The organism is Aminobacter sp. J41 (assembly GCF_000526635.1).
Lineage (GTDB): Bacteria > Pseudomonadota > Alphaproteobacteria > Rhizobiales > Rhizobiaceae > Aerobium.
In genome coordinates this window covers 63,518-86,880 of record NZ_JAGL01000006.1, presented here as the reverse complement: position 1 = coordinate 86,880, position 23,363 = coordinate 63,518, and the positions used below count along the sequence as shown (strand labels likewise).

General features: G+C 63.1%; 20 protein-coding genes. 11 read left to right on the top strand and 9 right to left on the bottom strand.

All coding sequences use genetic code 11. The annotated features are described in order from the left end of the window. Window positions 1–22 precede the first annotated feature (22 nt). The gene (locus L630_RS0106505; protein WP_024847463.1) at window positions 23–1,414 is read right to left on the bottom strand and encodes a glutamine synthetase family protein; all 1,392 of its coding nucleotides are present in this window, start codon (window positions 1,412–1,414) and stop codon (window positions 23–25) included. Beyond that, entirely contained in the window at window positions 1,411–2,775 is a 1,365-nt protein-coding gene (locus L630_RS0106500) for an aspartate aminotransferase family protein (protein WP_034329570.1), read from the bottom strand. Before L630_RS0106500 ends, L630_RS0106505 begins: the two co-directional genes overlap by 4 nt. A 109-nt stretch (window positions 2,776–2,884) precedes the next feature. On the opposite strand from L630_RS0106500, the gene L630_RS0106495 reads away from it, so the two are divergent. Beyond that, window positions 2,885–3,331, top strand: coding sequence for a hypothetical protein (locus L630_RS0106495; RefSeq protein WP_024847461.1), 447 nt, complete (start codon window positions 2,885–2,887; stop codon window positions 3,329–3,331). A gap of 1 nt (window position 3,332) precedes the next feature. Here L630_RS0106495 and L630_RS0106490 read toward each other — a convergent pair whose 3' ends face one another. From L630_RS0106490 to L630_RS0106480, 3 genes are all read right to left on the bottom strand, one after another. After that, entirely contained in the window at window positions 3,333–4,307 is a 975-nt protein-coding gene (locus L630_RS0106490; RefSeq protein ID WP_024847460.1) for a WD40 repeat domain-containing protein, read from the bottom strand. 127 nt (window positions 4,308–4,434) lie between these two features. Further along, window positions 4,435–5,478, bottom strand: a complete 1,044-nt coding sequence (locus tag L630_RS0106485) for a GTP-binding protein (protein ID WP_024847459.1) — start codon at window positions 5,476–5,478, stop codon at window positions 4,435–4,437. 69 nt (window positions 5,479–5,547) lie between these two features. Continuing rightward, complete coding sequence (locus tag L630_RS0106480; protein WP_024847458.1) at window positions 5,548–6,306, bottom strand: creatininase family protein; 759 nt, start codon at window positions 6,304–6,306, stop codon at window positions 5,548–5,550. Window positions 6,307–6,397: 91 nt separating this feature from the next. On the opposite strand from L630_RS0106480, the gene L630_RS0106475 reads away from it, so the two are divergent. From L630_RS0106475 to L630_RS0106455, 5 genes are all read left to right on the top strand, one after another. Continuing rightward, complete coding sequence (locus L630_RS0106475; protein WP_024847457.1) at window positions 6,398–6,904, top strand: MarR family transcriptional regulator; 507 nt, start codon at window positions 6,398–6,400, stop codon at window positions 6,902–6,904. Window positions 6,905–6,977: 73 nt separating this feature from the next. Further along, a complete protein-coding gene (locus tag L630_RS0106470) occupies window positions 6,978–7,919 on the top strand; it encodes a DMT family transporter (protein ID WP_024847456.1) in 942 nt (313 codons plus the stop codon). A gap of 71 nt (window positions 7,920–7,990) precedes the next feature. After that, complete coding sequence (locus L630_RS0106465) at window positions 7,991–9,010, top strand: LacI family DNA-binding transcriptional regulator (protein ID WP_024847455.1); 1,020 nt, start codon at window positions 7,991–7,993, stop codon at window positions 9,008–9,010. Window positions 9,011–9,100: 90 nt separating this feature from the next. Beyond that, window positions 9,101–10,087, top strand: coding sequence for a 2-hydroxyacid dehydrogenase (locus L630_RS0106460; protein ID WP_024847454.1), 987 nt, complete (start codon window positions 9,101–9,103; stop codon window positions 10,085–10,087). 85 nt (window positions 10,088–10,172) lie between these two features. Beyond that, window positions 10,173–10,574, top strand: coding sequence for a hypothetical protein (locus L630_RS0106455; RefSeq protein ID WP_024847453.1), 402 nt, complete (start codon window positions 10,173–10,175; stop codon window positions 10,572–10,574). Between the two features lie 5 nt (window positions 10,575–10,579). On the opposite strand, the gene L630_RS0106450 is transcribed toward L630_RS0106455, so the two are convergent. Beyond that, window positions 10,580–11,350 (bottom strand): gamma-glutamyl-gamma-aminobutyrate hydrolase family protein, encoded by a 771-nt coding sequence (locus L630_RS0106450; RefSeq protein WP_024847452.1) that lies wholly within the window; start codon window positions 11,348–11,350, stop codon window positions 10,580–10,582. A gap of 269 nt (window positions 11,351–11,619) precedes the next feature. Between L630_RS0106450 and L630_RS0106445 the strand changes: the two genes are divergently transcribed. After that, window positions 11,620–12,720, top strand: coding sequence for a TRAP transporter substrate-binding protein (locus L630_RS0106445; RefSeq protein WP_024847451.1), 1,101 nt, complete (start codon window positions 11,620–11,622; stop codon window positions 12,718–12,720). A gap of 66 nt (window positions 12,721–12,786) precedes the next feature. On the opposite strand, the gene L630_RS0106440 is transcribed toward L630_RS0106445, so the two are convergent. The 3 genes from L630_RS0106440 to L630_RS0106430 all read right to left on the bottom strand — a co-directional run bounded on the left by L630_RS0106440 (window position 12,787) and on the right by L630_RS0106430 (window position 15,453). Further along, a complete protein-coding gene (locus tag L630_RS0106440) occupies window positions 12,787–13,425 on the bottom strand; it encodes an exopolysaccharide biosynthesis protein (RefSeq protein ID WP_024847450.1) in 639 nt (212 codons plus the stop codon). A gap of 77 nt (window positions 13,426–13,502) precedes the next feature. Continuing rightward, the gene (locus L630_RS0106435; protein WP_024847449.1) at window positions 13,503–14,894 is read right to left on the bottom strand and encodes a TRAP transporter large permease subunit; all 1,392 of its coding nucleotides are present in this window, start codon (window positions 14,892–14,894) and stop codon (window positions 13,503–13,505) included. Window positions 14,895–14,901: 7 nt separating this feature from the next. After that, window positions 14,902–15,453, bottom strand: coding sequence for a TRAP transporter small permease subunit (locus L630_RS0106430; RefSeq protein WP_024847448.1), 552 nt, complete (start codon window positions 15,451–15,453; stop codon window positions 14,902–14,904). Window positions 15,454–15,704: 251 nt separating this feature from the next. Between L630_RS0106430 and L630_RS0106425 the strand changes: the two genes are divergently transcribed. The 4 genes from L630_RS0106425 to L630_RS0106410 all read left to right on the top strand — a co-directional run bounded on the left by L630_RS0106425 (window position 15,705) and on the right by L630_RS0106410 (window position 23,244). Next, window positions 15,705–19,175 carry an indolepyruvate ferredoxin oxidoreductase family protein gene (locus L630_RS0106425; protein WP_024847447.1) on the top strand — a complete coding sequence of 1,157 codons (3,471 nt, stop codon included), beginning with the start codon at window positions 15,705–15,707 and terminating at the stop codon, window positions 19,173–19,175. A gap of 72 nt (window positions 19,176–19,247) precedes the next feature. Then, entirely contained in the window at window positions 19,248–21,560 is a 2,313-nt protein-coding gene (locus tag L630_RS0106420) for an EAL domain-containing protein (protein WP_024847446.1), read from the top strand. Window positions 21,561–21,725: 165 nt separating this feature from the next. Continuing rightward, a complete protein-coding gene (locus L630_RS0106415) occupies window positions 21,726–22,496 on the top strand; it encodes a hypothetical protein (protein ID WP_024847445.1) in 771 nt (256 codons plus the stop codon). A gap of 73 nt (window positions 22,497–22,569) precedes the next feature. Further along, a complete protein-coding gene (locus L630_RS0106410) occupies window positions 22,570–23,244 on the top strand; it encodes a Crp/Fnr family transcriptional regulator (protein WP_024847444.1) in 675 nt (224 codons plus the stop codon). Window positions 23,245–23,363: the final 119 nt, after the last annotated feature.

Below are 23,363 nucleotides of genomic sequence, written 5' to 3'. Positions count from 1 at the left end.
CGATTTTCGTAAAGTGCGAAACTCAGACCTCGTGCAGGTAGAGGTGGTAGTCGAGCTCGCTCACCGTGCGGGCAACGCGCAAGTACTCTGCGCGCTTGATGGCCGTGAAGGTGCGGTGCATGTCCTCGCCCAGCGCTTCTTTAAGAAAGCTGGAGGCCTCCGCCGCCTTGATTGCCGACAGCCAGTCGGCCGGCATCTCCGCACCATTGGCGCGCTCGCATTCGTAGCCGTTGCCGGTCGTCTCAGCGCCGGGGTCGAGCTTTTCGTCGAGGCCCTTCGCTATGCCTGCAAGAACCGTGGCCGCAACGAGATACGGGTTCGCATCGACGCCGGACGGGCGGTGCTCGATGCGGCGGGCAGACTTCGAGCCTGCCGGCACGCGCAAGGCGACCGAACGGTTGTTGACGCCCCAGGTCGGTGCGACTGGCGCATATGACTGGGAGACAAAACGGCGCCAGGAGTTCGCGTGCGGCGCAAAGACCAGCATCGACTCCGCCATGGTGGCGGTGAGTCCGCCGAGCGCATGCAGCAGCGTCGGGGACCACTCGCCGTCGCGCTCCTCGGTGAAGACGTTTCGGCCCTCGCCATCCTGCATCGAGACGTGCAGGTGCATTCCCGAGCCAGCATAGCGCTCGATGGGCTTTGCCATGAAGCAGGCGGTGACGCCGTGGCGGCGCGCCTGCATGCGCACGAGGCGCTTGAGCATCAAAAGGTCGTCGGCTGCGCGCAGGATGTCCTTGCGGTAGTTGAGCGTCAGCTCGTACTGGCCGGGAGCGTATTCCGAGATGACTGTCTCGGCGGGAATGCCTTGCGCGGCTGCGGCCTTGTAGATGTCCGAGAACAGCGGCTCCATGCCGTGCAGGTGATCGACCGAATAGACCTCGGTCTTGTTGCTGGCCCGGCCGTCGAGCACCGCACGGGCAGGCTGGACGCGGCCCTCGCTGTCGCGCTCATTGGAAAGCAGGAAGAACTCGAGCTCGAACGCGCCGGCTGGATAGAGGCCGCGCGCGGCAAACGCGTCGACCTCGCGCTTCAGCGCATGGCGGGGGTCGCTGGTCATCGGATTGCCGTCGAGGTCGTACATCGACAGGAGCACCTGCCCGCGCGGCGGGTTAGTGCCGTGCAACGGCACCAGAGAGCCGGGGATCGGCCAGGCCCGCAGATCGCCATCGCCGGCGTCCCAGATCAGGCCCGTCTCGTGAACATCCTCGCCGACGATATCGAGGCCAAGGATCGAGATCGGCAGGTGGCGGCCGTTCTCATAAACGCCCTGCAGCTCGTGGCGGCGGATGATCTTCCCACGGCCGATGCCATTGGCATCCGTCAGGACGATGTCAAAGGCTTCGATTTCAGGATGGGCATCGAGGAAGGACAGCGCTTCCTCGACGCTCGAACCGGATGGGGAAAGGGTCACTCTGCCAGCTCCGAGACGATATCGTCGAACGCCTCAATGAGGCGGTCTACATGCTTTTCCTTTGTCGCCGGCGAGACCAGCGTCATGTTGTGGAACGGCGCGATCAGGCAGCCGCGGTTGACGAGACCGAGGTGGATGGCCGCCTCCAGTTCCGGCGCGTGGGCAGCGGCGGCCTCGGTGCCGTTGGCGAGCGGGCCCGGCGCGCAGATGAACTCGACGCGGGCGCCGACGCGGACGACGTGCCAGCCGAGCTCGTTGTCGTCGATGGCTTCGGCAAGGCCCTGCTGCAGGCGGTCGGCGAGCTCTTCCATGTGCTCGTAGGCTTCCTCGGTCATCACATCTTCCAGCATCGCGCGCATGGCGGCGAACTGGAGCGGGTTGGCCGAGAGCGTCGTGCCCATGCCGGAATAGCCGGGCTCCTTGGTCTCGAGATAGGCCTGCCAGCGTGCGGCGACTTCTTCCGTCATGCCCCAGACGCTGGCGGGGACGCCGCCGGCGATGGGCTTGCCGAGGACGAAGAGGTCAGGCTCCAGCCCGTAGCCGCGCGTGTAGCCGCCGGGCCCCGTCGAGATGGTGTGGGTCTCGTCGATGAGGAGCAGCGTGCCGTATTTGCGGGTGACCTCGCGCAGCTGCTCGTGGAAGCCGGGCTCGGGCAGCACCATACAGGAATTGGTCATCACCGGCTCGGTAATGACGCAGGCGATGTCCCTTTCGGCAAGCGCGCGCTCGACCGCCTCGATGTCGTTAAACTCGACCACGACCGCGCCGCGGGTGAGGTCGCGGAACTCGCCTGCCAGCCCTGCCTTGTTGACCTGCCAGCCATGGCGCAGCTGCACGAAGGTCTCGTCGACCGAGCCATGATAGCAGCCGTTGAAGACGAGGATCTTCGGGCGGTTGGTGACGGCGCGCGCAACGCGCAGCGCAAAGCGGTTGGCGTCGGTGGCGGTGGTCGCGATCTGCCAGTAGGGCAGGCCGAAGCGTTCAACCAGCAACTCACCAACCATCAGCGCGTCATCGCTCGGCAGCATGTAGGTGAGGCCGCGCTTGCTCTGGCGCTTAATTGCCTCAACCACCGGCTCTGGCGAATGGCCGAACATAGAGCCGGTATCGCCGAGGCAGAAGTCGGCGAGCTTGTTGCCGTCGATGTCCTTGATCTTCGCGCCTTCGGCCTTCTTGACGATGAAGGGGAACGGCATCGGCCAGTCTTGCATCCAGTGCATCGGCACGCCACCGAGATAACCTGCCGCTCCCTGGCCGATCAGTGCCTTCGACTGCGGGCGCGCCGCTGCATAAATCTCCGCCTCGCGCTCCCTGAAGGCGGTGATGCGGGCGCGGCTGATGCCGCCGATGGTCCCAGTCATGTCGTCCACGCAATTTCCTCCAAACGCCTGCAAGTTCCTAGCCTTGCCGCAAAGGAGCCGCAACCACCCAGCACAAACAAGGTTGACGCGATTCGCAGGAGGTTCGGGAATGCGGCTAGGGGTGGCAATGGTGATGGCCGTGCTGGCGAGTGGGCCAGCCATGGCGTCCGGAGGCATCTCGTGCGAGGCGGATTACGGAAACGCGCGCATCAGCATCAGCGGCGGCGTGTCGCGGGGCATGGGCAGCGCGCTGTTCAGCCTCGACGGTTCACTCGAGGTGAACGATCCTGAGATCACGGAAGACCTGCGCAAGGTCGAGTTCGCTCGCGAGCACGTCGCCCAGTATTGGCTCGATGGTGACGGATTGAAGCTGAAGCTCTATCGCGAGCGGGAGGGCGATGCTCCGCACGGCTATGTCGAGGCGACGATCTTGAGCGCGACGTCAGGCGAAGACACGGGCTCGTTCCGGATCGAGGTCTACGACATGACGGACGTGACCGACGGCGAGGCGAAGACCGCCTCGCTCAGCGGCAAGATCAGCTGTTTCGCCGAATAGCTCAGCCCGCGACGTCGATGACGCCGCAGTCTCCAGCTTCGCTGCCGAAGGCGAGGCGGCGGCCTTCACCGTCCCAGGTCATCGAGGTGATTGCGCCCTTGCCCGGCCGGCGCAAAAGGATTTCCTTCTGGTCCGCCACGCGCGCCGCCATGATCATGCCGTCGGCATAGCCGATGGCGAGGATCTCGTCGGTGGTGTGGAAGGCGACCGAGGTGACCAGGGTGTCGCCGCGCGTGCCGAGCTCAAGCGGTGCCTTGCCGATCGGGCCGTCTTTGGTCAGGAATGGCCACACGATGGCAGCCGGAGCGCCGGAGCTTGCGAGCCAGCGGCCCTTGTTGCTCCAAGACAGGCTCTTCACCTTGGCCGGGTAGCCGGCCATTCGCATGTGCTTGCCGTCGGACAGCTTCCAGCCGTGCAGGGCGTTTTCCTGCATCGCGGTGACGAGGAAATTGCCGTCGGGCGAGAAGGTGACCATGGTGTGCGCGCCGGCCCATTCAAGCTCCACCGGCTTGCCGGCGGCTGCGGGGAAGTGCAGCGTCGCGCCATTGTAGCGGGCGACGGCGATGCGCAGGCCCTTGGGCGCGAAGGCAATGCCCTCGACGGAGCGCTGGTGCTGGAAATCATTGACCGTGCCATCAGGCAGGCGGACATGGGCAACGCGGCCAGCGCCGAAGGCGATCGCGCCGCGCGGCCCAGCCGCAACCGTGTTCACCCACTTGCGGCCGATATTGGCGACCTCGGTGACGGTGCCGTCCGCGGCGATCGAGCATACGCGGCCGTCCTCGCCGCCAGTGACCAGCGCCTTGCCATCGAGGGCCGGGACTGCACAGAGCAGGCCGTCATGCGCCTCGGTCGTCTGCTGGCCATGGTCCAGTCGGTGCACAGTGCCGTCCGCCAGCGCGAAGAACGGCACGCCGTCCAGCCAGCACGCGGTGATGCAGTGTCCGTCGAGATCAATGGGAGCGACAGTTGGCACGGGTCAGAATTCCTCGGATTGCGGCGCGCGAAGCGCAGTCATCGTGAGCCCCGGAATACGTGGGCAAGCGCGTCACGTAAAGACGCCGGACGCACGAGGCGCCCGGCGGGCATTTTTTACTTGGCAATCAAGCGGCCTGGCAGGCCTCGAAGGTGCGCTTGAGGCGCTCGGCATCGAGCTCGCGGCCGATGAAGACGAGACGGCTTTCGCGCTTCTCGTCATCCTTCCACGGACGCTGGTGGTCGCCTTCGAGGATCATGTGCACGCCCTGGACGACATAGCGGTCCGGATCGTCCTTGATGGCGATGATGCCCTTGAGACGAAGGATGTTCGGGCCGTCCATCTGCGTGGTCTTCTCGAGCCACGGGAAGAACTTCTTCGGGTCCATCTCGCTGGCGCGCAACGAGATCGAGGTCACGCCAACATTATGGATCGGGGAGACGCCATGATGGTGGTGGTGATCATGGTGATGGTGATCGTGGTCACAATCCGGGCCGCAGACGTGATCGTGGTCATGCTCGTCCGCGTCGAGGAAGTGCGGATCGCTCTCCAGCACGCGCGACAGGTCGAACGCGCCGCGATCGAGAACTTCCTTCAGATCAACGGCCGAGCGCTGCGTCTTGTGGATCCGAGCGGTCGGGTTGATCGCACGGACGGCAGCTTCAACGTCACGCAGCTCGTCCTCGCTGACGAGGTCGGTCTTGTTGAGAATGACGACGTCGGCGAACGCGATCTGGTCTTCCGCTTCCTTCGAATCCTTGAGGCGAAGCGGCAGGTGCTTTGCGTCGACCAGTGCCACGACTGCGTCGAGCTTGGTCTTGGCGCGGACGTCATCGTCCATGAAGAAGGTCTGCGCGACCGGGGCGGGGTCGGCAAGGCCGGTGGTCTCGACAAGGATGGCGTCGAAGCGGCCGGGGCGGCGCATCAGGCCCTCGACGGTGCGGATCAGGTCACCGCGCACCGTGCAGCAGATGCAGCCATTGTTCATCTCGTAGATTTCCTCGTCGGATTCCACGATCAGGTCGTTGTCGATGCCGATCTCGCCAAATTCGTTGACGATGACGGCGTAGCGCTTGCCGTGGTCCTCAGTGAGGATGCGGTTCAAAAGGGTGGTCTTGCCGGAGCCGAGATAGCCGGTGAGCACCGTCACCGGAATTTGCGCCTGCGTCATGTCCTAGCCTCTGGGCTGAATTTGATTGGTGAAGAGCATATAGGACGGCGGAACCGCGATTGCACGTCTCTAGCGCAAGCTGTTGAGGTCAAACTTCGCGACATCCACCAGCAGTTCGACGAAACCGCGCCCAGCGTGATCCAGCATGTCGTTGCCGGCCTCCGCATTTGCGGCTGCCGCATTGCCGACAACGCCCTCTGGCGACAGGTCGCTCATCTTCCAGCCAAAGGCATGCGGGCCATACGCGCGCAGGTGCTTGAATTCCTGTTCGAAGCGGGACTGTGCCGATTCAAAGTCGCGTGCCTTCGCCATGTCCACGAGGTCCGGGCGCAGCGCCAGCATCACGCTTGTCTCGATGAAGCCGCCGTGGATGCCGCGTGCCTTCTCTTCCGGTGACACCCATTTCGAGGGATAGCCGAAACGGGTCCAGCTTGAGGCAACTGCCAGCATCGAGTGGCGCACCCGAAGTTCGGTGGTGACGATCGTCATCAGCGGCGAGTTGCCGCCATGCGCGTTGAGGAAGACGAGGCGGCGGATGCCGCGCGCCTTGACCTGTTCGCCGATCCCGATCCAGCGGTTGATCGCTTCGTCGAAGGTGAGGGTCTTCGTTCCGTCGACATCCATGTGCTCGGGCGAATAGCCGACCGGTTCGACCGGCAGGAATTCGACCTCGAGGCTTTCGGGGAGCATTGCCTCGACGCGCCTGGCCACGCCTTCGGCGATGATGGTGTCGGTCTCGAAGGGCAGGTGCGGGCCGTGCTGCTCGGTGGCACCGAGAGGCAGGACGGCTATCGCAGCGTCGCCTCGAAAAACTTCGTTGGCTGTCATGTTTCTGTTATTGGGCTCTGCGATGGGGGAGTAAGCCGGCACGCTATCCCCGGGGCACGGCGTGGGCAATCCCGTATCGCAGGAGGACAGGATGTCGAAAGCGAACAGATCGGCAGTGATGGCCAAGCTGCAGGCAACGGCCAGGCTGTCGCGCACCGCGCTTGCCGCCCGCTTGCTGGCGCACGGGTTCTATGCTGGGCAGGACCAGATCATGATCGCGCTGGATCGCGAGGACGGCCTGACCCCTGGGCAGCTCGCGGCGCGGCTGGGCGTGCGGCCACCGACCATCACCAAGGCTATCAACCGGCTCCAGTCGCAAGGTTTCGTCGAGAAGCGCGCCTCGGCGACGGACGCCCGGCAAGCGCACATCTTCCTCACCGAGGAAGGCCGCAACGCGATCCGCGAGATCGAGAAGGCGGTGCGCAAGAACGAGAAGCGCGCGCTGAAGGGCCTCGACAAGAAAGAGCAGAAAACGCTGATGAAGCTGCTCAGCCGGATCGAGGATAACCTGTCGTCGACGAAGCAGCTCGACCGGGCGGTGCAGGCGGCGGAAGAACGGGACGATGAGCCGGAGCCCGAAGAGACGGAAGACGCCTGAAGATTTCCCTTGCGTCCGGCCGGACCTTGGCAGAATTGTCATTTCACATGACATCTGATTTTCGGTCCTCGACTTGACCCCAAACAATACCGATACCGAGGCTGCGACACCCGCCGCTGCGATCCTCGTCGTGTTCGCGGCGTGCTTCCTGTTTTCGTTCCTTGATACGAGCGCGAAATATCTGGTGACGCACGGCATGGCCGCTCCGTTCGTGGCATGGATGCGCTTTTCCGTGCACCTCGTGCTGACGCTGATCCTGTTCAGGGGGTGGAGGAACCCGATCCTCTACCGGACGCACAACATTCCGGCGCAGGTGCTGCGCGGCGTCTTCTTGGTCGGCTCGACAATCTTCAATTTCCTCGCGCTGCGCACGCTGCAGCTTGCCGAAACCATCTCGATCTACTTCTTCGCGCCGATGATCATCACGGCGCTGGCCGGGCCGCTGCTCGGAGAAACGGTCGGCTGGCGGCGCTGGGTGGCCGTGCTCGTCGGCTTCCTCGGCGTGCTGGTCATCACTCGGCCGGGCTTTGGCACCTTCGGCGTCGGCCATGTGCTGTCGATCTGCTCGATGCTGAGCTACAGCTTCTACGTGCTGATGACGCGCAAGATGGGCGCGACCGAGACAACGGAAAGCCTGATCTTCTATTCGGCGCTGGCGCCGACCGTGCTGATGTTTCCGGTGGTGCCGCTTTACGGCTCGCTGCCGAGCGACGGCCTTCAGTGGCTGCTGCTCCTGATCCTCGGGCCACTCGGTGGCTACGGGCACTATCTGCTGATCAAGGCCTACAAGATGGCCTCAACCTCGGCACTCGCACCTTATCCGTACTCGCAGATGCTCTGGATGATCCTGCTCGGCTGGATCGTCTTTGCCGATCTTCCGGATCTCTGGACGCTGACGGGCGCTGCGATCATCGTATCCTCAGGCCTCTACATCATCCACCGCGAGCACACGCTCAGAAAACGCAGCAGAACAACTCCCGGCTGCGACGCAAGCGATCTGGCAAAAAAGCTTTGAACTCCCGGCTGGGGATGGCATAACCACATTTAAACAGTTTAAGCATGAAGACTGTCTCTCGGAGGGGTTCCCTGGCTCAGAAGATCAAGCTGTCGACGATCGCTGAGGCGCTCGGCGTCTCCACGGCGACCGTTTCGCTGGCACTGCGCGACAGTCCGCTGGTCGCCGACTCCACCCGCGATCGCATCAAGGAATATGCCCGCGAAATCGGCTACATCTACAACCGCCGGGCAGCATCGTTGCGTACTTCTCGCTCGGGCATCGTCGGTGTCGTCGTGCACGACATCATGAACCCATTCTTTGCGGAGATCCTGCGCTCGATCGAGACCGAGCTCGACCGGAGCCGCCAGACCTTCCTTCTGTCGAACCACTATGACAAGCTCGATAAGCAGCGCACCTTCCTCGACACCCTACTGCAGCTTGGCGCCGATGGCGTGATCATGTCGCCGGCGATCGGAACGCCGGCCGAAGACATCCGCATGGTGGAAGAGAACGGCCTGCCGGCCGTGCTGATCGCGCGCTCTGTGCCAGGGGCGGACGTGCCCGTGTTCCGCGGCGACGACACTTTTGGCACGGCGCTCGCCACCAACCACCTGATCTCGCTCGGCCATCGCCGCATTGTCATGATCGGCGGCACCGACCAGACCTCGACCGGCCGCGACCGTTATCAGGGCTATCTCAACGCCATGCAGAATGCAGGGCTGGAGGTGCGTCCTGACTGGCGTATTCCGGGCCCGCGCACCAAGCAGGCCGGCTTTGAAGCCTCGCAGCAGTTTCTGGCGCATAAGGACAAGCCTACCGCTGCCGTGTGCTGGAACGATCTCGTTGCGATCGGTCTGATGAACGGTATCTATCGCGCCGGACTCGTTCCGGGCGTCGATATTTCCGTCACCGGGTACGACGATCTCGAGGAAGCGGCGATTGCAACGCCGGCGCTGACGACCGTGTGGAACGGGCAGCGCGAGGTCGGCCGCCGCGCGGCGCGAACGCTGCTTGACCGGCTCAACGGGATTGAGGTGCATGGCGGGCAAGAGCTGATCCGGCCCGAGTTGCACGTCCGCCAGTCTACCGGCAAGCCAGTCGAACGCTAAGTTTCAACTCTCGCGCCGGCCGGTTGCGTGCGAGCGCCAGCCTGCGTAGGTTCACCATCAAATTCAAGACAACTGCAAGGAGCCGGCGCTTTGGCCGATACACACGACATCACGGTCCTCATCCCCGTTAAGCTGCATCAGCATGCGGTCGATCGCATCCACGGCGCGTTCAAGGTGTTCGTCACCGAGACCCCGGATGCGTCCCTGCTGAGCGAGGAAGAACGCGCGCAGGTGCGTGCGCTGGCGGTTTCGACCGTCGCCAACGCACCGATCGACGCGACGTACATCGACGCGTTCCCGAACCTCGAAATCATCTCGAGCTTCGGTGTCGGCTACAACCACGTCGACTCTGGCTATGCAGGCAAGAAGGGCGTCGTCGTCACCAACACGCCGGACGTGCTGACCGAGGAAGTCGCCGACACCGCGATCGGCCTTCTCCTCAACACGGTTCGCGAACTCCCGAAGGCCGAGGCCTGGCTGCGCGAGGGCAAGTGGACATCCGTTGGCGACTATCCGCTGACGCGCGGCACGCTGCGCGGCCGCAAGGTCGGCATCTTCGGCCTCGGCCGCATCGGCAAGGCCATCGCCCGCCGCCTAGAGGCCTTCGGCCTGCCGATCAGCTACCACAACCGCCGCCCGGTCGAGGGCGTGAGCTACACCTACTATCCGACGCTGGTCGAGCTGGCCGGCGCCGTCGACACGCTGATCTGCATCGCGCCCGGCGGCGCGTCGACCGACAAGGCGATCAACGCGGAAGTACTGGCGGCGCTTGGTTCGGATGGCATCTTCATCAATATCGGCCGCGGCACCTCGGTCGACGAGGACGCACTGGCGCAGGCGCTGGCGAACGGCGTCATCATGGCGGCCGGCCTCGACGTCTTCGCCAATGAGCCCCACGTGCCGGAGGCCCTGCTGAAGCTGGAAAACACCTCGCTGCTGCCGCATGTCGGCTCGGGAACGATCCACACCCGCCAGGCGATGGCCGACCTCGTGGTCGACAACCTGCTGTCGTGGTTCACGGAAGGCCGCGCGATTTCGCCCACGCCCGAGACGGAACATCTCAACCCGAAAGGTTGACCTGTAGCCCTCAATAATATTAGCAATTGATTAACCATACGGGCGGCATGATTTGCCGCTCGTCAGGTCAATCGAGGGACTACCGATGAAGATGGTCTATGCGGGCATCGTGGCCGCAATTGCCGCGCTTGCGTACCAGCAAGATTTCTTCGCCCAGGATGCCGGGATTGATCCGGTCACCGTCTCGTCGATCAAGAACGGTCTCGTCGGCGGCGAGAAGTTCTTCCTCGTTGCCGGCGGCGTGAAAAGCGATTGCGTCATCACGGCTGTTGGCGAAGGGCCGAAGAAGGACCTTACCGTGACGCCTGACTGCTCGCAGCAGCTGCCCGCGCTGGCCAAGGTGAAGTGGTGGATCGACCGCGATGACGGCTCGGTCGCCTTTGTCAGCTCCAGCGGCGACGTGGCGGCAGAGTTTGCCGCAGGCGACGGCGCGGCGCTCGAATCGTTCGCGCCGCGTGAACCGCTGCTCGCCCTGTTTGCAATGTAGCTGACTTATTCGGCCGCGGTGCGCAGGGCGCGCGACGCGGCATGCTCGCGTACGGCATCGCCGAATGCGCGGAAGATGCGCGCCGACGCATCGTCGCTCTTGGCCCAATATTCCGGATGCCACTGAACACCGACGGCGAACGCCCGGCTGCCGATCACGGAAATAGCTTCAACGGTGCCGTCAGGGGCAACCGCCTCAACCTGCAGCCGCTCACCCAGCTTTTCGACCGCCTGGCGGTGGACGGAGTTGATCATGATCTCGCCGGCGCCGAAGACATTTGCGAGGCACGAACCTTCCTTGATCTGAACCGGCTGGCGGATCGCGAAGCGCTCATCCTGATTGTCGCTGACGGGGGCGCGGTGATCCCACACGCCCTCGCGCTCCTGGATCTCGGTCGCCAGCGTGCCGCCAAGCGCCACGTTCATCTCCTGGATGCCGCGGCAGATGGCAAGCAGCGGCACCCCGCGCTCGATAGCGCGGCGAATCAGCGGGATCGAGGTCGAGTCACGCGCCGGATCGTAAGGCCCGTTCTCCTCAGTCGCCTCGCCGCCATAGAGCTCCGGATTCACGTTGGAGCGCGAGCCGGTGATCAGCACGCCGTCGACATTGTCGAGGACGGAGTCGAGATCGATGCGATCGCCGAAGGAGGGAACCAGCACCGGAAGGACGCCAGCAACGGCCACCGCGGCCTCGAGATATTGCTGCGGCGCCGCATGCCACGTGTAGTTTTCGAACTGGCGTGTGTCGGTCGATACGGCGACAAGTGGCTGGCGCATGATTGGATCCTGAAAGCTCCTCGCGGTTGGACATATCTAATCTTGTTTGTGAGCCTTTCCAAGCGGTTGTGGCCTTACCGCATCAGCTAGAACTTCACAGGTTAAGGGAAGACTAGATGGTGGAATAACCGGAGTTGGACAGCTAGACACACGCCATAACGCGTGTATTGATACGCGCGGGTTGCTGGGGGAGGAAGAACTGCATCGGCGAATCCTGCCCCCTCGAAGTCCATTTCGCATTTCTATCGAGATCACTTGGGAGGACATTCATGGATCGTCGATCGTTCTTCAAGAAGGCCGGCGTAGCCGGTGCCGGCGCGGTCGCAGCCGCTTCTACCCTGGCTGCACCGGCAATTGCTCAGGGCAATCAGACCTGGCGCATGGTTACCACGTGGCCAAAGAATTTTCCGGGCATGGGCGTTGGCGCGCAGCGTCTCGCAGATCGTATCACCGCCGCTTCGGGCGGTCGTCTGACGGTTCAGGTTTATTCGGCTGGCGAACTGGTTCCGGGTCTTCAGGCTCTCGACGCCGTCATCGATGGCAATGCTGAAATGAGCCACGGCGCTGCCTACTACTGGCAGAACAAGTCGACCGGCCTGTCGTTCTTCACCGGCGTTCCCTACGGCATGACCTCGCGCGAGCTCACCGGCTGGGTTCGTTATCTCGGCGGCCAGGAAATCTGGGATGAGATCTACGATCAGTTCGGCGTTCAGGGCTTTCTGTCGGGCGATACGGGCACGCAGGCTGGTGGCTGGTTCCGCAATGAGATCACCGGGGTCAAGGACATTCAGGGCCTTCGCTTCCGTACCCCGGGTCTCGGTGGACAGGTATGGCAGAAGCTTGGCGCATCGGTGACCAACCTTGCTGCTGGCGAAATCTTCCAGGCGCTGCAGTCGGGCACGCTCGACGCGGCTGAGTTCGTTGGCCCGTACAACGACCTTGCGCTCGGTTTCTACCAGATCGCGAAGAACTACTACTTCCCGAGCTTCATTGAGCCGGGCCTCGCAACCGAACTCGTCGTCGACAAGGCCAAGTATCAGGCGCTTCCGGCTGACCTGCAGGCGATCATCAAGGACGTTTGCCAGGCCGAGTACGACGCTGTCGCCGCCGATTTTGCCGCTAACGACCCGCGCGCGCTGCAGACGCTGGTCAACGACCACGGCGTTCAGGTCCGCCAGTTCCCGGATGAAATTCTGGAAGCTGGCGCAAAGGCTGCAAAGGAAATCATGGACGAGCTGCTCGCCTCAAGCGATCCGCTGACCAAGAAGACCGCAGAGAGCTTCATGAACGCGTTCAAGATCGTCCGTCAGAAGACCGACGGCACCGACTCGCTGTTCATCCAGGCTCGCGAGAAGTACCTCAAGATCTAAGCGACTACAGTTCGCTAAAGAGGGGCCCGGAGCGATCCGGGCCTTTTTCGTTGGGAGCCGATTGCGTCAGCCCGAGCCGAGCAGGGCGGCGAGGCCGCGTCCCGCGGCAATCGCAGCATAGGCGAGAACCGAGAAGTAGATCACGGTTGCCACCAGCATCGCGTAGCCGCCGATCACCAGCACGCCGTCGCGTTGTGACATGCCGATGCAAAACAGGATGATGGCGAGCGCCGGCAGCGTGTTGGAGAAGGGCACGAGCCCGAGCGGCAGCATCAGCAGCACAGCGCCGGCGATGATCGCGAGGCCGTTGATGCGGCTGGCCATCGCCCCGCTGGTGAGAAAGCCGAGGCGCGGGCGGATCACCGCTTCCACACGTGCGACGATGTCGATGCCGCGCCGCAGCACGCCGCCGAGCTTTTCGGCGTTGATATTGCGGTCCATGATCTGGCGCGGCAGCCACGGCATGCGGTTGAGCGTGATGCCAACCCCAAGCAGCAGCACGGCGAGCCCGAACACCGTGCTGACGCCGGGAATCGAAACCGGGATCATGAACGGCACGCATAGTACGGCGCAGAGGATCAGCGGGCCGTGGTCGCCGACTTCGGCAAGTATCTCGCGCAGGGTGACGCTCGGTCCTGGCATATCGGCGGCGCGCTTCAGCGCCTCTTGCAAGGTGTCGGAGCGTTCTTGGTAGGCGAGATCCACTATGCTTCTCCCTAAACAAAGATGCCGGCAGAGAGACATCCGCCGGCACCGGTATCGTCGTCAAGTGTATGGCGCTATCAGCTGTAAATCCAGCGCGGCAGCCACGTCGCCAGTCCGGGGAACGTGTAGATCAGCAACACCGCAACCACCTGGATCGCGACGAACGGGATGATGCCCTTGTAGATCATACCGGTCGACACGTTATTGGGCGCCACCCCGCGCAGGTAGAACAGGGCGAAGCCGAACGGCGGCGTCATGAACGAGGTCTGCAGGTTCACGCCGATCATCACGCCCAGCCAGACCGGGTCGACGCCGAGATTCAAGAGCACCGGGGCAGTGATCGGGACCACGATGAAGATGATCTCGAACGTGTCGAGGATGAAGCCCAGCAGGAACATCAGGAACATCACGACGAAAATCGCGCCGCCGATACCGCCCGGCAGGTTCGACAGGAACTCGTGCACCAGGTTCTCGCCGCCCATCAGGCGGAAGACGATCGAGAAGACCGATGCGCCGAACAGGATGATGAACACCATCGAGGTGATCGAGGCTGTCGACATTGTCGCCTCGCGGAGCACCGCGAAATTCAGGCGGCCGCGAAGAGCTGCCAGGATCATCGCGCCGACCGCGCCCACCGAAGACGCTTCCGTCGGGGTGGCGATGCCGCCAAGGATCGAGCCGAGCACCGCGACGATGAGCGCGAGCGGCGGAACCAGGGCGACGACGACTTCCTTGAGAAGGCCCTTCCTTTCTTCCGGCGGAACCGGCGTTGCCGGGCAGGACTGCGGGTCGACGATCGACTTGAAGATGATCCAGCCGAGGTAGAGGGCCACCAGCAGCATCGACGGGATGATCGCGCCGGCGAAGAGGTCGCCAACCGACACCGGGACCGGAGCGAAGTTGCCTTTGGCCATCTGAACCTGCGCGTTGATGCCGGTCAGAATGTCACCCATGAAGATGAGCACGGTCGACGGCGGCACAATCTGGCCCAGGGTGCCGGACGCGCAGATAACGCCGCAGGCGATGCGTGGATCGTAGCCCGAGCGCAGCATCGCTGGCAGCGAGATCAGGCCCATGGTGACCACGGTGGCGCCAACGACGCCGGTCGACGCCGCGAGCAGCGCGCCCACGACGATGACCGAGATGCCGAGACCGCCGCTCATGTTGCCGAAGAGCTTGCCCATGGTGATGAGCAGTTGTTCGGCGATGCGCGAACGCTCAAGGAGCACGCCCATGAAGATGAAGAGCGGCACGGCGACCAGCACTTCGTTGGTCATGGTGCCGATGTAGCGGTTGGCAAGCGATCCGAAGTTCGACGGATCGAAGACGCCGAAATACATGCCCACCGCGCCGAAGCCGAGCGACACACCGGCCAGCGAGAACGCGACCGGGAACCCGAGCATGAGGAAGCCGATGATGCCAAAGAACATCAGCCCGGCGAGAAGCTCGCCGATAAGTACCGTATCCATCTAGCGATTACTCCTGATGCACCGGGTAGCGGTATTGGCTCGGCAACAGGTGTTCCTGCCCCCGCAGAACGAGGATCGAGCGCAGGACCCAAGCGATGCCCTGCAGCGCGACCACCACCACAAAAACCAGAATGAAGCTCTTCAGAATGAAAAGGCCCGGCATGCCGCCGACGTTGCCTGATGCCTCATAGAGCCGCCATGAACGCCCGATGTAGTTCCAGCTGTACCTCGTGACGATCCAGCAGAACGGCAGCAGGAAGAAGATGACGCCGATGAGGTCGATGATCGCCTTCGTCCGAATCGATGCCGGCCGGTAAAAGATGTCGACGCGGACATGATCGTCGCGCAACAACGCGAAACCGGCAACCGCGGTGAACATGGCACCGTTCAGCCAGACGTAGAGGTCCTGCATCCACAGGACAGTGAAGCCAAGAGCATAACGCTGGATCACCACCGTGAAGCAGATGAGGACCATGGCCAGCGCTAGCCAGGAAAATACATTTCCAATTAACTTGTTCATCGCGCCGATCGCGCGAATGACGGCGACAAAGAAATTCATGGGTTCATCCTTCGAACCACTTTTCCGGTAAAGCCGCAAAGCGGCGCTCCTCCTCTGGCGCTCCAGAAGAGCGCCAAGAACTTCCCCCTGTTGCTGTCGATTTTCGAGAAGAACCGACGCATCGCGAATATCATTCCCAATGCGGTTTTGAAAAGCACAACCGCAATTTAGTTTGACGGAATCGCACCTGTCGGGAAGACTGTGTACAGGAACGCCGCCTTCACGGACGGATACCTGCCGGGAGAGTACGAATGTCGCTGCATGATGTGTCGCTTAACGACAAATACGATCTGTCGAAGCAACGCATCTTCGTCTCAGGCGCGCAGGCAATTGTACGCATGCTGATGATGCAGCGCGCGCTGGACCAGCGCGCGGGGCTTTCCACCGCTGGTTTTGTTTCAGGTTATCGCGGCTCTCCGCTCGGCGGACTCGACCAGCAGTTGTGGAAGGCCAAGAAGCAGCTCGAATCAGCCGAGATCGTCTTCCAGCCGGGCCTCAACGAGGAACTCGCCGCCACCGCGTGCTGGGGCACGCAGCAGGCGGAGCTGCTCGGCGACGGCAAGTATGACGGCGTCTTCGCGCTCTGGTACGGCAAGGGACCGGGCGTTGACCGCTCCGGCGACGTGTTTCGCCACGGCAATCTTGCCGGTTCGTCGAAGCATGGCGGCGTGCTCGTCCTGATGGGCGACGATCACACGGCAGAGTCCTCAACCAACGCTCACGCGACGGAATACGCGTTCGTCGACGTGATGATGCCGATCTTCCACCCGGCGGGCGTGCAGGAACTGATCGACTACGGCCTTTACGGTTATGCGCTGTCGCGTTTTTCCGGCACCTGGGCGGCGATCAAGTGCGTCAAGGACAACATCGAGTCCACCGCCTCGGTGGACGTGTCGCTCGACCGGCTGAACGTCGTTTATCCCGAAATCGACCTGCCGCCGGGCGGGCTGAACATCCGCAATGAGCTCGACCAGCTCGGGCAGGAAAAGCGCTTGCACGAATACAAGCGCGCGGCGGTCAGCAAGTTCATCCAGGCTAACGGCCTCAACAAGATCATCTATTCGGGCGGCAGCACCCCGAAGCTTGGCATCATCACGGTCGGCAAGAGCTATCTCGACGTACGCCAGGCGCTCGACGACGTCGGCATCGACGAGGAGACGGCGAACCGCATTGGCTTGCGCCTCTTCAAGGTCGCGTGCCCGTGGCCGCTAGATTACGAACACGTTGCTGAGTTCGTGCAGGGCCTCGAGATGGTCGTCGTCGTCGAGGAAAAGCGCTCGTTGATCGAGGCGCAGCTGCGCGAGAGCCTTTACGGCAAACCCCACCAGCCGGTGATCGTGGGTAAGAAGGATGAGCGCGGGGAGACGCTGTTCCAGCCTTCTGGGGCGCTGGATCCGAACGACATTGCGATCGCGCTTGGCGAGCGCGTGCTCAAGGTTCTCGGCTATTCGGAAGAGGTCGCCGCACGTGTCACGCGGCTCCGGCAGTTCCAGGCGATGCTCGCCGAGACGAAGGACGTCGCGGCGCGCATCCCCCATTTCTGCTCGGGCTGCCCGCACAATTCTTCGACCAAGGTGCCGGAAGGCTCGATCGCGGCCGCTGGCATCGGCTGCCACTTCATGGCGCTGTGGATGGACCGCTCGACCCACGGCTTCACCGCCATGGGCGGGGAGGGCGCGCAGTGGGTTGGTCAGGCGCCGTTCACAAAGCGCGAGCACATCTTCCAGAACCTCGGCGACGGCACCTACAACCACTCGGGCTCGCTTGCCCTGCGCTTCGCGATCGCAAGCGGGGCGAACATCACCTACAAGGTGCTCTACAACGACGCGGTCGCCATGACCGGCGGCCAGCCGCACGAGGGGAACCTGACGCTTGAGATGATCGCGGCGCAGATCCGCGCCGAGGGTGTCGAGCGCATCGCGGTCGTCACCGACGAGCCGGACAAATATTCGGGCGTCATCTCTTTCCCCTCGGGAACGACCATCCATCACCGCGACGAGCTCGATGCCGTGCAGCGCGAACTGCGCGAGGTGAAGGGCGTCTCGGTCCTGCTCTATGACCAGACCTGCGCGGCGGAAAAGCGCCGTCGCCGCAAGATCGGCACCTTCCCCGATCCCAACAAGCGCGTGTTCATCAACGAGCTGGTGTGTGAAGGCTGCGGCGACTGCAGCGTCGCATCCAACTGCGTTTCCGTGCAGCCGCTTGAGACCGAGTTTGGCCGCAAGCGGCGCATCGACCAGTCGTCGTGCAACAAGGATTTCTCCTGCGTCAACGGCTTCTGCCCGTCATTTGTCACTGTCCATGGCGCAAAGTTGCGCCGTGCCACCGGCACCGCCGGCAATCTCGATCCGCTTGAGGGCGTGCCAAAGCCGGCGGCATTCGGGCTCGATCAGCGCGGCTGGGCGGGCATTGTCGATGGCATTGGCGGCACTGGGGTTGTCACGATCGGCGCAGTGCTTGGCATGGCGGCGCACCTTGAAGGCAAGGGCTGTGGCATCATCGACATGGCTGGCCTTGCGCAGAAGGGCGGGGCGGTGTTCAGCCACATCCGCATCGCGCGCACCCCCGAGCAGATCCACGCGATCCGCGTCTCGGCAGGCAAGGCGGACCTGATCCTCGGCTGCGATCTCGTCGTCTCGGGCAACAAAAAGATCCTGTCGGCGGTGCGCGAGGGCGAGACGCTGTTCGTCGCCAACACCGCCGAGGTTATGCCGGGCGATTTCACCCGCAACGCCGACTTCTCGCTGCCGAGCGAGCGACTGAAGAAGGCGATCCGCGCGGCGGCCGGCCCCGACAGGGCGCATTTCTTCGACGCGAGCAACGCGGCGACCGCGCTGTTCGGAAACTCGCTCGCTGCCAACATGTTCATGCTGGGCTTTGCCTACCAGCTTGGTGGCTTGCCGCTCAGCGCCGACGCGATCGAAAAGGCGATCGAGCTCAACGGCCAGGCGGTGCGCATGAACATCGACGCCTTCCGCTGGGGCCGTCGTGCGGCACATGATCCGGAGTTCGTGCGTAAGCTGATCGGCAATCAGAAGGCATCGGCTGACCTGCCGCCAAGCCTGGACGACCTGATCGAGCGCCGCGCGAGGTTCCTGGCCGCCTATCAGAATGCGGCCTATGCCGATCGCTACCGCCAGCAGATTGCCACGATCCGGGAGGCTGAGGAGCGCGCATCGCCGGGCTCAACTGCGGTAACCGAGGCGGCGGCGAAGAGCCTGTTCAAGCTGATGGCGATCAAGGACGAGTATGAGGTCGGCCGGCTCTACAGTGACGGCAACTTCCGCCGCCAGCTGTCCGACCAGTTCGAGGACTGGTCCAGCCTCGAATTTCACCTCGCACCGCCGATCCTTGGCCGCAAGGGGCCGGACGGCAAGGCCCGCAAGACCAGCTTCGGCCCGTGGATGATGAAGGGCTTTGTCATCCTCGCCGCGCTACGCGGCCTGCGCGGCACGGCATTCGACATCTTCGGCTACACCCATGAGCGGCGCATGGAGCGCAAGCTGCTCAGCGACTTCGAGTCTGATCTCGCTCTCATCAGGAAGCGGTTGACAGCTGCCAACCTGGAGGCCGCGACCGCGCTCGCCAGTATTCCTTTGACAATCAGGGGCTACGGTCATGTGAAGGAGGCAAATGCCCGCAAGGCGCAGGCGGAGCGCGAACGGATGATCGCGCGCTTTACCGCCTCTGCCCACGACAGGCTGCTCGCCGCGGCCGAGTGATGCACGTCGTTGTGCCCTAAGCCTTTTTTAAGGCGGCGATGGCATCCTTCCGGTTCATTTGGTTTGCCCGGTATGCCAAGCAAGAAGAACGACGAGCTTCCGCTCGACATATACATACCGTTCGTTCAGACGCTGTTTCGCGACAGTGTCACCCTTGCCATTGGCTTTGCTGCCCAGCTCCTGCTCGTAGGCCTCGTCTACATCGACTCCGGCGACCGTATCTATCTCGGACTGGCGCCAGCCCTTGCGATCCTCGCGGTACTACGCCTGCGCAGCGTTCGCCAATATTCGCGCAAACCGGTTCCCACCACTCGCGAGGAAGCCAAGGATTGGGAACGAACCTATATCATCTACGGGGGCATGCACGGCTTCCTGCTGGGCCTGTTCTGCTTCCTGACGATCTACTGGGCGCCTGACTCGTTCGGCGAGAAGGCGTCAGTCTGCGTCACGCTGGCTTCGGTGACGTCGATCGCCGGCCGCAATTACGGCTCGCCGCGGATGGTCATGGTCTTCATCATGACGATGACCTGGCCGATTTCGGCCGCGTTCCTGCTGCACGGCGACATCTACCATATTATCCTCGGCTGCCTGGTGATCCCGTTCTTCTTCGCGATTCGCACCTTCGCGGACAACGTGCGCGAGGTGCTTTTTGCCGCGCTGCATGCGGAAAAGACGGCAAACCGTCTCGCCCAGCGCTTCGACAAGGCGCTGAACACCATGACCTCCGGCCTGATCATGCTTGGCTCCGACGGCAAGGTGGTGGTGGCCAACGCGGAAGCTGCGGCGCTGATGCGCACCGACGAGCCCGACCAGCTGCTTGGTCGCTCGCTGCGGGGCCTTTTGATGCGCGGCGTTGCCGGCGGCATGCTCAGCCGCGAGGATGCCAGCTATGCCGAGTCGCAGCTCACGCGCGCGCTGACCGAGGGCAAGGACAGGAAGGTCCTGATCAACCTCAATGACGGCCGCTACTTCGAGTTCTCGGCGCGTGAAAGCCGCGACGAACTCCGCGTATTGACCTTCGAGGAGGTTACCGCACGCATCGAGGCGGAAGAACGCATCCGTCACATGGCGCGCTACGACAGCCTGACCGGTCTGCCGAACCGCGCCTACTTCAACGAGCTCGTTGCAGAGCGCCTCAGCACGGGCGATCCGAACCGCCGGGTCGCCCTTGTTGTTTTCGATCTCGACGACTTCAAGAGCGTCAACGACACGCTCGGCCATCCCGTCGGCGACGGCCTGATCTATGTGGTCGGCGAGAAGCTGCTCCCGTTCGCGAATGATGACGTGATCGTCAGCCGGTTCGGCGGTGACGAGTTCATGATCTTCTTCGACCATGTGAAGGGCGCCGAGGACTTCCGCGCCACGCTCGATGAGATCTTCAGCAAGCTCAAGGGCGAAGTCGACGTCGCCGGGCACATGCTGCGCATTCAGGCGAGTGCCGGCGCGTTTCTCACAGTCGCCCAGGGTGCCGACGTCGATACGATGACGGTCAAGGCCGACCTTGCGCTCTACAAGGTCAAGGAAACCGGCAAGAACGGCTGGCAGCTGTTCGAAAGCGTCATGGACCAGGCGTTCCGCAACAAGCAGCTGCTCAAGGCGGACCTGCGCGAGGCGGTAGATGCGCGGCGGTTGCGCGTCGTCTACCAGCCGATCGTGTCGATGCAGACGATGCGGATCGCCAACTGCGAGGCGCTGTGCCGCTGGGATCATCCGGAAATAGGACCGATCTCGCCGGCCGTATTCATCCCGCTCGCGGAAGAGATGGGCATCATCTCCGAAATCAGCGCGTTCATGCTCGAAAGCGCGACGCAGGAGTGCATGAACTGGCCCGAGCCGATCGGCGTGTCGGTCAATCTCTCGGCCAAGGATTTCCGCTCTGACGCCATCATCACGACCGTCAGGCGGGCGCTGGCCATGTCCGGCCTGGAGCCGAGCCGGCTCGAGATCGAGGTCACCGAGACGGCGCTGCTCGACGATAAGGCGCAGACCCGCAAGTTCATCGAGGAGCTCAAGCGGCTCGGGGTGCGCGTTGCACTCGACGACTTCGGCACCGGCTATTCGAGCCTCAGCTACCTGCACACGCTGCCGCTCGACAAGGTCAAGATCGACCGCTCCTTCGTGCAGGACGTGACCCGCAACACGCGCTCGCTCGAACTGCTGCGCGGCATCGTCAACCTGTCGCGCCCGCTCGGGCTCGAAGTCGCCATCGAGGGCATCGAGACCTTCGAGCAGCTTAAGCTGCTCGCGCTGGAAGCGAAGCCCGATCTCGTCCAGGGCTTCCTGTTCGGCTCGGCGCTGACCGCCTCGGGCATAGCCACGATGTACAACACGACGTGGCCTTTCGCGCAGCAGATCCGCTCCGCCAACGCCAGCTGCGGCGGCTGATCCCTCCCCAGTTCCAAAAGTTAACACCGGGAGGCGCCTGCGCCTGTCGGTTAACGATTTGTTAACCTTAACAACAGGTTAACAGCATCTCCGGCATTTTCGCCTTTACTCATACGGCCTCTCCAATAACCTGACGGCCGGTGGGATTTAGATGCGGGGGATGTCATGTCCAGCAACGTGACGACGCTGCGGGGAGCAGCTAACGAGCAGCACGGTTCAGCGTCCGAAGCACAATCGGCTTTTGTAGCGAACATCTTTTCAGCGCTTGAGCGCACCGAGTATCGGCGGTGTGAGAGCGGGGAGGACCTCGAGGATATCTACCGGCTGCGCTACAAGGCGTACCGGCGCACCGACATGGTGGGCGATATCAGCGAAGGCCAGATTCATGACGCGCTCGATGAGCAGGAAAACTGCCATCGTTTCGGGGTCTATATCGACGGAGTGCTGGTGAGTACGCTGCGGCTGCACCTCGTGACGGCGGAACATTCGCGCTCGCCGTCGACGATCGTCTACCCGGACATCCTGATGCCGCGCCTGGAGGCGGGGGAGACCTTCATCGACCCGAGCCGTTTCGCGGCCGATCCGGACTGGACGAAGACCTTTCCGCAGATACCGTACATAACGCTGCGGCTCGCGGGTATGGCCTGCATGCATTTCGCGACGCCATACTGCCTGTCGACCATCCGGCCCGACCACGGCGGCTTCTATCGGAGGATCTATCACTCCGAGCAGATTGGCGAGCTGCGCGACTATCCGGGTCTCAATTACCAGGTCGTGCTCTACCAGGCGGACGTCAATGCGATCCGGACGCGCTCTTTCGCGCGGTTCCCGTTCTTCCGCTCGACGCCGATGGAACAGAGGCTGATGTTCGGCGAAACCCGGATCGGTGAGCCGAAGCCGCTGACCATCCTGCCGACGGCGCGCTACGCGGCCTGACTTCTTGTCATCGGGGCGCCTCGCGTCCTAACTTAGCACTGATGCAACCTTAGGCGTTGCGTCCCGAGGACACATGACTGCGCGCGAGGAAATTGCGAGATCCTGCATCTGGGCTGCGGAGCTCACGGAAGACGAAATCGAGCGCGCCAGCCGGGGCCTGATCGAGCGGAAATATTCGAAGGGGTCCTACATCTGCCACAAAGGCGACCGGCTGGACCACTGGACCGGCGTCCTGAGCGGGCTGGTCAAGATCAGTTCGATCGCCCGCAACGGCAAGGCGATGACCTTTGCCGGCGCCGCCGATGGCGGTTGGTTCGGAGAGGGCTCCGTGCTCAAGGACGAGCCCCGCAAATACGACCTCGTCGCCATTCGCGGCACGCGGCTCGCCATGATGCAGCGGTCGACCTTCATGTGGCTCTACGAGAATTCGACCGGCTTCAACCGCTTCCTTGTGCGCCAGCTCAACGAGCGGATGGGCCAGTTCATCGCCACCATCGAATACGACCGTATCCTTGGCCCGAAGGCGCGGGTGGCGCGCAACCTCTCCTGGTTCTTCAACAAGGTGCTTTACCCGAATGCGGGACCGGCCATCGAGATCAGCCAGGAGGAACTGGGGCTGCTCGTCGGCGTTTCGCGGCAGGTGGTCAACCGCAGCCTGCAGGAGCTGGAGGAAGAGGGGCTGGTGAAGCTGGAGCACGGCCGCATCACGCCGCTCAACATTCAGGCGTTGATCACCTACGACGCCTGAGTGCGCCAACAAGGCCAGCGGCAGTAAAAGCAGGACGTTGTTGAGGAAATGAGCGCCTACACGTGCGCCCATTGAACAGACAATCTGCCGCCCTGTCTGTCAAGCGGGGTGTTGCACAG

Coding starts and splice junctions, on each gene's coding strand:
- L630_RS0106500 (WP_034329570.1), bottom strand. CDS start 2,775: ATGACTGGGACCATCGGCGGCATCAGCCGCGCCCGCATCACCGCCTTC.
- L630_RS0106495 (WP_024847461.1), top strand. CDS start 2,885: ATGCGGCTAGGGGTGGCAATGGTGATGGCCGTGCTGGCGAGTGGGCCA.
- L630_RS0106485 (WP_024847459.1), bottom strand. CDS start 5,478: ATGACGCAGGCGCAAATTCCGGTGACGGTGCTCACCGGCTATCTCGGC.
- L630_RS0106480 (WP_024847458.1), bottom strand. CDS start 6,306: ATGACAGCCAACGAAGTTTTTCGAGGCGACGCTGCGATAGCCGTCCTG.
- L630_RS0106475 (WP_024847457.1), top strand. CDS start 6,398: ATGTCGAAAGCGAACAGATCGGCAGTGATGGCCAAGCTGCAGGCAACG.
- L630_RS0106455 (WP_024847453.1), top strand. CDS start 10,173: ATGAAGATGGTCTATGCGGGCATCGTGGCCGCAATTGCCGCGCTTGCG.
- L630_RS0106450 (WP_024847452.1), bottom strand. CDS start 11,350: ATGCGCCAGCCACTTGTCGCCGTATCGACCGACACACGCCAGTTCGAA.
- L630_RS0106445 (WP_024847451.1), top strand. CDS start 11,620: ATGGATCGTCGATCGTTCTTCAAGAAGGCCGGCGTAGCCGGTGCCGGC.
- L630_RS0106435 (WP_024847449.1), bottom strand. CDS start 14,894: ATGGATACGGTACTTATCGGCGAGCTTCTCGCCGGGCTGATGTTCTTT.
- L630_RS0106430 (WP_024847448.1), bottom strand. CDS start 15,453: ATGAATTTCTTTGTCGCCGTCATTCGCGCGATCGGCGCGATGAACAAG.
- L630_RS0106425 (WP_024847447.1), top strand. CDS start 15,705: ATGTCGCTGCATGATGTGTCGCTTAACGACAAATACGATCTGTCGAAG.
- L630_RS0106420 (WP_024847446.1), top strand. CDS start 19,248: ATGCCAAGCAAGAAGAACGACGAGCTTCCGCTCGACATATACATACCG.
- L630_RS0106415 (WP_024847445.1), top strand. CDS start 21,726: ATGTCCAGCAACGTGACGACGCTGCGGGGAGCAGCTAACGAGCAGCAC.
- L630_RS0106410 (WP_024847444.1), top strand. CDS start 22,570: ATGACTGCGCGCGAGGAAATTGCGAGATCCTGCATCTGGGCTGCGGAG.